The organism is Virgibacillus halotolerans (assembly GCF_016908515.1).
GTDB classification, from domain to species: Bacteria; Bacillota; Bacilli; order Bacillales; family Amphibacillaceae; genus Virgibacillus_M; species Virgibacillus_M halotolerans.
The window spans coordinates 1181186-1192360 of sequence record NZ_JAFBEA010000001.1; the positions used below are offsets into that span (position 1 = coordinate 1181186).

Genomic DNA, 11175 nt, shown 5'->3' on the forward strand with positions numbered 1-11175 from the left:
CTAATCAATATTATACATATTTTATTCCATGATGTCTAGTGTCCTTTTGTACCTTTTTGCAATTAAAATAAAAATGCCAGGGAAATAAATCTCCCCAGCATATCGTTTTATTTAATCTGCCTTATTAACATATTGACGCATATGATCCGTTATACCAGTGACACAAATGGTTGCAGGATCGTTATCCACGTTTAGTTCAACGGTCGAACCATCGATTGGCAATGTTTGCTCGAAAATATCTTCATATTCCGCAACGGTTACTTCCGTTCTTGAGGAAAGTAATGTTGTATGTTGTTCTACGTGAAGATGCTTACGGTAGTCTTCCTGCAAAATACCTGTGAAGAACTCGCCTACTGAACCTGATCCATAGCTATACAGACCGATTCTTGACCCTGCCGCTAGATCGTCTTTTTGTTCAAGTAAGGAAAGTAAGCTCAAATACAAGGAACCGGTATAAATGTTTCCAACAATCTTGTTGTAACCTTTGCTTACCTCATAATTCGCTAACAAACGTTCTTTATCTGCTTCCGTTCCTTCATCCATTATCGTTCTTAGTGCTTTCAGTCCCATCTTCGTATATGGCAGATGATAACAAATCGCTGCAAAGTCCTTCAGTTCCAGACCGCTTTTTGCTTTATACTGCTCCCAAACAGTATTGAAGAACGAGATGTATTTTTCATTGGAAAGCTTTCCATCTACATAAGCCTTGTCCGAATAAACCGGGCGCCAAAAGTCCATCACGTCTTCCGTCAAGTAAGCACTTTGATCTTCCAGTACCAATAGTTTAGGATCTGCACTGATCACCAATGCAACCGCTCCAGCACCTTGAGTAGCTTCTCCGGACGAATTTAGTCCATATCTAGCAATATCCGAACCTAGTACGAGTACTTTACTGTCAGGATTTAACGCAATATGCCCTTTCGCCATTTGAATGCCTGCGGTTGCCCCGTAACAAGCCTGCTTCACTTCAATTGCACGGGCTTGCGGATGAAGTCCTAACAAATGGTGGACGTAAACCGCTGCCGACTTGGAATTATCGATGCCTGTTTCCGTACCGAAAATCACAAAGTCGATTTGTTCCTTATCCTGTTCATCTAAGATATTCAGTGCTGCATTGGCCGCCAATGTCACAGCATCCTGCGTAACTGGGGAAATCGCCATCTTCTCCTGACCGATGCCAATCGTGAATTTTTCTGGTTCAATATCTCTGGCAACTGCCAACTTGTTCATATCTACATATAAATGAGGGGTGTAAAATCCTATTTTGTCAATTCCTATTTTCAATGTTATGCTCCTTCGATTACGATAAAAATTTAATCAATGCTGTGATGAATCTAAGTGATGCTTTTCACAATTGCCATGATTTTTATCCCAACATTATAAATAATAATATAAACAACGATGAAAGACAATTAATTGCAAATCTAGACATGGAAGATTATGATGTAAACCAATCATTCATTCAGCAAAAATTCGCACGAAAATGCCAGGCATCTCCTTTAATATGCACGAAGATTCCTAACACTTCTATTTATCCACCTAAATATGCTTCTGCTATACTTGTATCTTCTAATAAGTCTTTTGCATTGGCTTCAGTTGTTAATTTTCCTGTTTCCAAAACATAGCCATAATCAGCAATCTTCAAAGCCTGTTTAGCATTTTGCTCTACAAGTAATACCGTTGTGCCTGATTGATTAATCTCTTTAATCATCTTAAAGATGTCCGCCACAATGATCGGGGCAAGGCCCATTGAGGGTTCGTCTAAAAGCAGCAGCTTCGGTCGTGCAAGTAAGGCACGAGCAATGGCAAGCATTTGCTGCTGACCACCCGACATCGTCCCCGCCAGTTGGTCCTTACGTTCTTTTAGAATGGAAAAACGTTCCATTACTTGTGCGATATCCTTATCCACCTCGCTATCCTTCCGGTGGTAAGCGCCCATCTCTAAATTTTCCAGCACTGTCATTTCTGCCAGCATGGCTCTCCCCTCAGGTACGAGTGCAATTCCTTTTCGTATCAGTTGATCGGGGCGTAAGCCAGTTATATCTTTACCAAGAAATGTCACCTTTCCTTTTTTAGGCTTCAACAAGCCAGATATAACCTTCATCGTAGTTGACTTTCCTGCACCATTGGCACCAAGGATCGTCACAATACTGCCTTCCTCTACCTCGAGATCGATTCCTTTTAACGCCTGAATCTGGCCATAAAAAGCGTCTACACCTGCGACCTTAAGCAATATCGTCATCCCCCTCCGTGCCCAAATAAGCCTTAATCACTTCTGGGTTTGATTGAATCGCTTTCGGTTCTCCTTCAGCAATTTTCTTACCAAAATTTAAGACGACAATCCGATCACAAGTTTTCATGACAAGTGGCATATCATGTTCGATCAATAAAATTGTAATTCCCATGTCCCGTATTTTTGTAATCAAGCGGTGTAATTCTACCGTTTCCTGTTCATTCATCCCTGCCGCTGGTTCATCGAGCAGTAACAGTTTTGGTTCACTTGCCAGTGCCCGGGCAATTTCTAACCTTCGTTGCTGACCATAGGCAAGATTTTTCCCAAGTGTCTCCCGCTCTTTCAGTAGGTTAACCGTTTCTAACAGTTGTTTTGCCTTATCATATATCTCTTTTTCTTCCTGTTTTTGTGATTTTGTGCGAAACACGCTTTTCCACACACCTGACTTCGTTCTGCAGTGACTTCCTGTCATTACGTTTTCGATAACAGTCATTTCTGGAAACAAACGAATGTTTTGGAAGGTCCGGCAAATACCTTTTGTTGTGATTTGATGTGACTTTAACCCACTTATCTGTTCATCATAAAAGGATATATCACCAGAGGTTGGCGCAAGCACGGACGTAATCATATTAAACATGGTTGTTTTCCCTGCACCGTTAGGTCCAATTAATCCTAGTATTTCTCCTTCCGTAATAGAAAAGGATACATTCGATAATGCCGTAATACCGCCGAATTGTTTACTAATGTTATTTATTTTCAGTACCATGCTGCTGTCTCCTTCCTTTCCTTCGTTTAAACCAACGCATCATTTGTTCATCAATAACTCCCTGCGGACGATACGCCATCATCACAACCAACAAAATACCATAGATCATATAGCGGTACTCACTAATCGCCCTTAATGTTTCAGGAAGTAGCGTTAAAAATGTAGCACCAAAGATCGCTCCACCGACGACTTCACTCCCGCCAAATACGGAGAAAGTCAATATTTCAACGGCTTTGTGATACGTGAAATCTGCCGGACTAATATAAGATAATACGTGCGCATACAGTGCGCCAGCAAGCCCTGCAAGCATTGCTCCTTGTGTAAATGAAAGCACTTTGTAATATGTAACATTAATCCCCATCGATGCCGCGGCCTGTTCATCCATATTAATAGCTGAAAAGGCACGCCCTACACGGGAGTTCTTCTGTCTGGAAAAAAAGCAGACCAGAACGATTACAATAATCAGCAATAAGATAAAGACAATTAAAAATGTAAACTGATTTGCCTTCAAACCGAGTATCTCCGGATCAAATCCAATGACTTCCAGCTTGTCGAGTATTTCTCTACCAAGCTGTGGAATTCCGGAAATGCCAATTGCGCCTTTCGTCAATGATTCCGTGTTGACGATAAACACACGAACGATTTCTCCAAATCCCAATGTCGCAATAGCAAGAAACACACCACGTAACCTTAGAGAAGGAATACCAACAATGATTCCAAAAATCCCTGCCAGCATTACACCCGCTAAAATACCAACCAGTAATGGCACCTCAAAGTTTGTTGTCAACAGCGCTGTCGTATATGCACCTACGGCCATAAAGCCGGCACTTCCAAGCGATAATTGCCCTGAGGCAAGTGTTACATAAATACTTAGACCCAGTATGATATTAATTAATATAAACGAGGCAACTTGTAAATAATATGGATTGATTAATTCTCCTAGCATGGATTGATTCACCTCCCAGTATACATCATGCTGTTTTCGTTCCAAACAACCCCTGCGGTCTAAGTAGCAATATAACAATGATCATAATAAACGCAATAGCGTCACGGTAACCGGAATAGCCTAGTGCCACAACAAGCGTTTCGGATAAACCTAGAATCATCCCGCCGACCATCGCACCTTTCACATTGCCCATTCCGCCTAAAATAATAATCGCCAGGCCTTTTAATCCGAATGACAGCCCCATTTGTGGGTTGACCGAACTAAATGCCATTCCAACCAGAATCCCAGCAATACCACCGATAACTGATGCAAGAACCACAGTAACCATGATAACCCTTTTGGTATTTACCCCAAGTAAACTCGCCGTTTCCAAGTTTTCCGCTGTCGCCCGCAATGCCTTTCCGCCTTTTGTTTTCAATAGCCAATAGGACAGTGCAATCATTAAGGCGATCGAAATACAGAAGATCACAATTTGTACAACATAAATATTCACAGAACCTATTGTAAAGCTTGCTTCAGAAAGACTGTTTTGAACCGGGTGGTTACCCGATCCAAACAGTTTATCTGCAAGATTTTCAAGAAATATCGATACCCCAATGGTACTGATTAATGGAGCAAGATGAGAGTCCGGCCTGTTCCTTAATGGTCTTAATGCCAGTCGTTCTAATAAATAACCTAGGATCGCCGTTATAACTGCGGCAGCAACAAATGCCAGCCAAAGCGGTAACCCCAATGTACTAGTGATCACCACTCCCATAAAAGCACCAAACATAAAGATTTCCCCGTGTGCCATGTTAATGATACCGAGCACCCCGAAAACGAGTGTATATCCAAGGGCAACGATGGCATAAATACTTCCTGTTGTTATTCCGTTAATCAATTGTTCCAGAAACATGACATCACATCCTTTAATTGCCTGTTTTAACAATACATTTTTTTCAGTAATCAGCAGGCTTTCTCAGATCATTTTATTTAACCAGCCGAAATTATTTCATCTCCTTAAATTCACCATCTTCAATGATTAGTACAGTAGGATCCATTACCACATCGCCATCTTCATCAAACGAAATATCACCGAGTACCCCTTCAAAACCATCTATTTCTGCAATCGCATCTCGAAGTTCATCACGGTCCGCTTCACCAGCATTTTTCAATCCCTCAGCCATTAGATAAAGACCATCATAGGCCTGTGCAGCAAACTGATCCGGTTCTTTACCGAATTCATCCTTGTACGTAGATACAAAGTCTTGCACCTTTTGATCATCCTTTTTGGTAAACCATGGTGTTGCAACAATTAATCCATCTGCAGCATCACCCGCAATTTCGATCACTTCTGGAGAGTTAAATCCATTTCCACCAACGAACGGAACATCTATCCCCATGGAACGAGCTTGTTTCATAATGACAGCACCTTCGTTGTATAATGCAGAACACAGAATCAAGTCTGGTTCCATCTGTTTAATTTTTGAAAGTTGTGCTTTATAGTCGGACTGTCCGATTTGAAATGTTTGTGTGGTAAGTTCTTCAAGACCCAAGTCTTCCGCTGCGTCTTTCATTGCATCATAGCCCGCTTTCGTAAATACATCATCATTTCCATACATGATAGCTACTTTTTTCGCGTCATATTCCTCTATTGCTTTTTCCACTGAAGCCGGGATCGCTTGTGTTTCCGGAATAGAATCACGGAACACATACTCACCGATTTGTGGAATGCCTTCTGCTGTATTCGATGTTCCCATAATCGGGACGCCATTTTGATCTGCAACCGGTCCAACCACTTCCATTTCTGTACTCAATGTTGGTCCAATAATGCCAACTACATCTTCCGAATTTATCAGCTTCTGTGTCACTGAAAGCGCCTGGTCCGGTTCCCCAGCAGAATCTTCAATCACTAACTCAACGTCGACTTCCCCTGCTTCATCGAGTTCCTTCTCTGCCAACTCCAATCCATTTGTAATCGCCTCACCGTAAGCAGCCCCAGAACCGGTCATAAACGAAACAACACCAATTTTACCGGAAACTGCACCGGATTCTCCTGAAGCGTCTGATGCCGTATCATTGCTTCCCCCGCACGCTGCAAGCATAAACAATACAAACAAACTTGCGATAGTGGCGAACATTCTAAAATTTAACTTCATTATGATACCCCCATTTTTCTTAATAAAATAAAATAACCCCTCTTGTCCTTCAGGGATCAAAGATCTGGCCTATCCAATTATCATTACTGTTAATTTATTATTGCGAGATGCACAGATTCCTCCCTTTCCATTCATTCAAGGATAACTGCAGAAAGATGCAATATATCGCAGTATATTCTATCTACTAGATATAAGAGTATTCTAAACCTAATAATTTTAAAAATCAAGTCGAATTTTACCGAATTTTATTTTTTTACACCATTCTCTAACATCGGATGCATATCCCTATTAAAGGAGCAATCGCTTTCAATTGGGACAATTAAAAGAGGATGTATGCTCCACTCGCAGCACACATCCTCTTTTAATAGATTCTATTTCCCTAAAAATTCTAGGGCAAATTCAACATGCCAAGCCGCACCCAACTTTAAGAGATCTTCATCCAATTGATATTGATCATCGTGTGGTGCATAAACGGTACCCTTTTTTTCATTATAAGTACCAATGATACCATACACACCTGGAACTTCCTCCATAAAATAGGAGAAGTCTTCCGAGTTCATTGCACGGGGGAAATCAGCCAAATGATCTTCACCAAATACCTCTTTTCCAGCATTCGCAGCAATTTCTGCCAACTTCTCATCATTGATTGTTGGGGGTGTACTTGGTTCAACGGTTACCTCAACATCTATTTGATACATATCTGCCAGCGCTTTCGCATGGCGTTTAATCGCTTCATGGACTGTGTTACGTGTTTCGCTATCAAAATAACGCATAGAGATATCCATACTGGTTTCTTTAGGAACAATATTTGCCTTCGCGCCACTGTTAAAACGGCCAACATTTAACACAATCGGGGTACGTGCATCCGTGTTTTTCGCTACAATGCTCTGTAAATCAAGTGCAAATTGTGCACCCGGCGTAAAGGAATCCTTGCCTAATTGCGGTGTCCCGCCATGTCCGGATTCACCGGTAAATGTCACATAAACGGTATCACATCCAGAAAACAGATCACCTACTTTCGCATTAAAAGAACCAGTGGGAAGCAAATTATAATTATGCATACCAAATACTGCATCTACGCCTTCCATTCCACCTGCGGCAATAACTTTCTCCGCGCCTTTAAACGTTTCTTCCGCTTCCTGAAAGATCACGCGTACCTCCCCGGCAAATTGATCCTTCATATCATTTAAAATTTTCGCAGCGCCCATCGCCATTGTCGTATGTGCGTCATGACCACAAGCATGCATGACGCCTTCATTTTTGGATTGAAAATCAAGACCTAAATCCTCATTTATTGGTAATGCATCAATATCCGCTCTTAATGCAACCGTCTTCCCCGGGCCATTACCTTCAATCGTTGCGATCGTTGAGGTCTTACCAACCTTTTCATATGGGATATCCATTTCGTCCAGTTTCGCAGTAATTTTCTCCTGTGTCTTAAATTCATTTTCACTCAATTCCGGATCTGCATGCAATGCCCTCCGGAAGTCAATCAATTGTTGTTCTATTTGTTCCGATTTTTGTAGTGGTGTTTCTGCCATATCAACACTTCCTTTGTTTTATCATTTGTATAAAGTAAGTCCTCATTCAGTGGGGATTTTATTGCCGCCAAACTGCGATAAAAAGCTAACAATTTACAAGCTTAGATCGTAGAAAGATCTATTATATATATTCCCGAAAAATGGATTGTAAATCATTTTACACTTTTAAATTAATTACTATATATTATTTGTCATTCAATTCCCCTTATCCGCCTTTGAGACGCTTTCATTTATTAGCCTTGAATATTCAAACATTTAATGTTTCCAAATACGAATGGATTTCTTTCTTACTCTTTAGCGTAATAATATTGATTTGATCGCCAGCCGCTTGAATAGACTGAAATCTTTCCTGCATCTTTTTCTTACGGGAACGATAAGTCGTACAGATAAACTTAAGAAATTCATAGTCCAACTTTTCCTTACACCCGCTCCCCATGTCAGATCGGGTCTTACCTATATGAAGCATCCAACGCTTGATAACGCGGTACAAACAAACTGCCAAAGGAAGCTCCAGATAAATAATTGTATCCGCCTTTTTTATCCGAATGTCATATGTATTGCTATAATTACCTTCCATAATCCATTTATCTTGAGCTACAATCTCCTGTTGTTTGACAGTAAACTCTTCCAATGTGGCTTCTATCCAGTTAGGTTTCCAGTATAAAGCATCTAGATGGTAGATATTAATATCTAACTTTCCTCCTAGCCTTCGTGCAAATGTAGACTTCCCTACACCAGCTGAAACTCCCATCACCATAATGCGCTTCATTTCTCTCCCCCCTTTCCTTTTTAACAAACTGAACATTTTTTAAGCCAAAATAAAAGCATCTGCACGGTGTGCTGTCTCCACTGTAGATGCTTTTTCTAATTGGTTAGTCATTTTTCCAAGTTTTCTTTCTTTATTATTAACTCAACTTGCACCGATAAAATACGTCCAAAGCGCTAGATGAGTTAAACCTAGAACTGTTTCTAATACTTCCCTTGACAACCTTATAAAATAAAGGGTTGTTTTTTACACAAAAGAGATAAGCTGCGACATAAATTCTATCTATGTTAGATCTTAATGCTGACAATAAAACAAGTTTCTTAGGCGACCGCAGCCCGTATACACTTCGCTTTCCGCGGGCGGCTGTTGAGCCTCCTTGTGCTTACGCACTGCGGGGTCTCACCGATGCCTTTTCTCCCGCAGGAGTCTTCGTGTATACGGGCTGCTAAGTATAGCGTTTGCCAATAAAAGCGTGCTTTAGCTGGATGAAATGACAAAGTACTTCCCGTAAATAGCATTACTAGTCCGGGTGAGAGAAGGGCGGTGACTCCAGCGGGAACAACACGTGTCCGAAGACCCCCGAGAGTGGGTTTCTCGAGGTGGCTGAGGCCGTGTCCGCGGAAAGCATCCGCCCGGATCGATCCCGGACGGCGAAATAACACACCTCTTGGGAAATCAACATGCTCTTATGTCGCAATTTATATAAATGCGATAATAAAAAGCGACAAAATTAACGAATAGGCTCTATCAAAAGTCAAGTTCGACAGTGTATCATCATCCTACCTGATTCTGTCAAGGCTTATTTGTCAATTTTACTCTGTGAGAGTGTGATATTGAATAAATTACTTTTTTCTCAACACCTACACCATTTCCTACAATGGTAGAACATAAAATAATACACAGAAAAAGTGCGTGGCTGTTCCCGCAATTACAAATAGGTGCCATACAGCATGGTGGAATTTAAAGCCCCGCCAAACATAAAATATAGCCCCAAGCGTATAACAAATACCACCGGTCACAAATAGAATAACGCCATTAGGATGTAAATTTTCGACAATTTGGTTCCACCCCAATATAACCATCCACCCCATTAATACGTATAAAATCGTCGAGGTGAACAGATATTTTTTAACAAAGAAAGCCTTGAATACGGTACCAGCAATCGCCAGTCCCCATATAATACCAAACATTGTCCAACCTAATTTTCCTTGTATCACAATAAAAGTAAACGGTGTGTAAGATCCGGCAATAAATAAGTAAATCGAAGCATGATCAAATATTTCAAATAGATCTTTTGCTTTCCCATGAGGGAGTGCATGCACCATCGTTGATGACATATACAAGATAAACATTGTCGCACCGAATATCGTGAAACTAACAACATGCCATGCGGTTCCCTGCAGAGAAGCAGATACGATTAGTACAACTAACCCCACAATGCTTAATACCGCTCCAATCCCATGTGTAATTGCATTTGCTATTTCCTCGCCTTTTGAAAAAATATGTGTTTGTGCCAATTGATCATTCCTTATACTTTGAAGTTAATAGCTTACAAAAGTTCATATTCTCTGAACTTTTTAAAAGCAAGCTATTTCTTTATTATACCAGAAATATTTTAGAATCGCGTTAGTTAAACTGTTGAACCGTTAAATAAAAAAATGAGCACGAATGTATATACACATTTGCGCTCATTTGATTTATCGCAGTTTAACGGACAGTTTTCACTTTATAAAACATCATTGTTATTTTGCTGGGCTTCCTGTACTTGTTGACGGGTATCATGCAGCTGTTCATAAGCTTGCTGAAATTGTGGGTTCTGTGTTGCTTCCGTTCCGGCCGTGTTTTGCGCACTTTGCAATTCCTGTTCCGCCCGTTGTAACTGCTGTTCTGCCTGTTCCAGTAACTGCATGTCAGATCCTTGCGCCTGCCGAATTGCCTGCGCTGCTTCTTTAATTTGCTGACTTGCCTGCTGTAATTGCTGATGTAGGTTCGGTTGTTCCATATAAGTATCCTCCATTCATTTCTTAATCAAAAATCTCTATATATTATCCCTTAGATTTCCTGTATTATGTGATTTTCTTCAGTTCCCTCGTATTTTTATAAATTCAAGTGGTATAATGGGAGCTGACTAAAATTACAGATCTATTTGGAGGTAACATGCTTACATTTGAAGAAAAGCTAGCAATTATAGCGTCATTTCCTGAATTAAAGCGTCACGATGTATCCCTTGGTCGTGTCAATTTTCACTTTGAGGAAAGCATTATGGATAAAAAAATTGTTGTATATCGTTTACACCCTAATGGAAACGGATTTGTGTATGCGGAACAATTAGATGGCAACTATCCAATCGATTCCAATGGGATGGTAAACATCCGAGATTTTACGGAACAAGAACTTCGTGAAGTGATCAAACAGTCCATTGAATCTCTATCTGAATCAGAACCTTTTGAAGAAACCTGGGTAAATGCCGAAAACCAGACACTTAGAATAGTTGAGGATTTTAACACTTGGAACGTTTTTGCAGGTGACATTTTGGATGGGACCTTTGCAACACTTAATGGTGCAGCTGACTACCTGGAACAGGAAGGTTTTAGACGTTTACACGATAAAAGCCCTGAATAAGCGACACTAAAATTTTCTTGATAAATAAGGATTAGATAGAAAGAGATGAAGACCCCAAATTGTCTATCTGATATGCTCCCCTTAAGGTAGACAGATTAAAAAATAAAATCTGTTTTCCTTAAGGGGAGTTTTTGTATGTCTAAAAGATCTCATTCACGTAAAT

The 11175-nt window shown here is 40.5% G+C and carries 11 protein-coding genes; 1 reads left to right on the forward strand and 10 read right to left on the reverse strand.

Annotated elements, in window-relative coordinates:
- Nucleotides 1-111: 111 nt before the first annotated feature.
- The 10 genes from JOC34_RS06430 to JOC34_RS06475 form a co-directional block, all read right to left on the reverse strand.
- Nucleotides 112-1284 carry a hydroxymethylglutaryl-CoA synthase gene (locus JOC34_RS06430; protein WP_205135872.1) on the reverse strand — a complete coding sequence of 391 codons (1173 nt, stop codon included), beginning with the start codon at nucleotides 1282-1284 and terminating at the stop codon, nucleotides 112-114.
- Nucleotides 1285-1531: 247 nt separating this feature from the next.
- Nucleotides 1532-2233 carry an ABC transporter ATP-binding protein gene (locus tag JOC34_RS06435; protein ID WP_205135873.1) on the reverse strand — a complete coding sequence of 234 codons (702 nt, stop codon included), beginning with the start codon at nucleotides 2231-2233 and terminating at the stop codon, nucleotides 1532-1534.
- Nucleotides 2226-2999, reverse strand: coding sequence for an ABC transporter ATP-binding protein (locus JOC34_RS06440; protein ID WP_205135874.1), 774 nt, complete (start codon nucleotides 2997-2999; stop codon nucleotides 2226-2228). The genes JOC34_RS06435 and JOC34_RS06440 overlap by 8 nt, the downstream gene beginning before the upstream one ends.
- Nucleotides 2980-3945 carry a branched-chain amino acid ABC transporter permease gene (locus tag JOC34_RS06445; protein ID WP_205135875.1) on the reverse strand — a complete coding sequence of 322 codons (966 nt, stop codon included), beginning with the start codon at nucleotides 3943-3945 and terminating at the stop codon, nucleotides 2980-2982. Before JOC34_RS06445 ends, JOC34_RS06440 begins: the two co-directional genes overlap by 20 nt.
- A 25-nt stretch (nucleotides 3946-3970) precedes the next feature.
- Nucleotides 3971-4840 (reverse strand): branched-chain amino acid ABC transporter permease, encoded by an 870-nt coding sequence (locus JOC34_RS06450; RefSeq protein WP_205135876.1) that lies wholly within the window; start codon nucleotides 4838-4840, stop codon nucleotides 3971-3973.
- Nucleotides 4841-4931: 91 nt separating this feature from the next.
- Nucleotides 4932-6083: an ABC transporter substrate-binding protein gene (locus tag JOC34_RS06455; protein ID WP_205135877.1), complete on the reverse strand. Its 1152-nt coding sequence runs from the start codon at nucleotides 6081-6083 to the stop codon at nucleotides 4932-4934.
- A 371-nt stretch (nucleotides 6084-6454) separates the two neighbouring features.
- Nucleotides 6455-7624 carry an amidohydrolase gene (locus JOC34_RS06460; protein ID WP_205135878.1) on the reverse strand — a complete coding sequence of 390 codons (1170 nt, stop codon included), beginning with the start codon at nucleotides 7622-7624 and terminating at the stop codon, nucleotides 6455-6457.
- Nucleotides 7625-7871: 247 nt separating this feature from the next.
- Nucleotides 7872-8393 (reverse strand): P-loop NTPase family protein, encoded by a 522-nt coding sequence (locus tag JOC34_RS06465; RefSeq protein ID WP_205135879.1) that lies wholly within the window; start codon nucleotides 8391-8393, stop codon nucleotides 7872-7874.
- A gap of 869 nt (nucleotides 8394-9262) precedes the next feature.
- The gene (gene trhA / locus JOC34_RS06470; protein ID WP_205135880.1) at nucleotides 9263-9907 is read right to left on the reverse strand and encodes a PAQR family membrane homeostasis protein TrhA; all 645 of its coding nucleotides are present in this window, start codon (nucleotides 9905-9907) and stop codon (nucleotides 9263-9265) included.
- A gap of 209 nt (nucleotides 9908-10116) precedes the next feature.
- Nucleotides 10117-10392: a hypothetical protein gene (locus JOC34_RS06475; RefSeq protein ID WP_205135881.1), complete on the reverse strand. Its 276-nt coding sequence runs from the start codon at nucleotides 10390-10392 to the stop codon at nucleotides 10117-10119.
- Nucleotides 10393-10547: 155 nt separating this feature from the next.
- On the opposite strand from JOC34_RS06475, the gene JOC34_RS06480 reads away from it, so the two are divergent.
- Complete coding sequence (locus JOC34_RS06480) at nucleotides 10548-11012, forward strand: hypothetical protein (protein WP_205135882.1); 465 nt, start codon at nucleotides 10548-10550, stop codon at nucleotides 11010-11012.
- The last annotated feature ends 163 nt before the right edge of the window (nucleotides 11013-11175 follow it).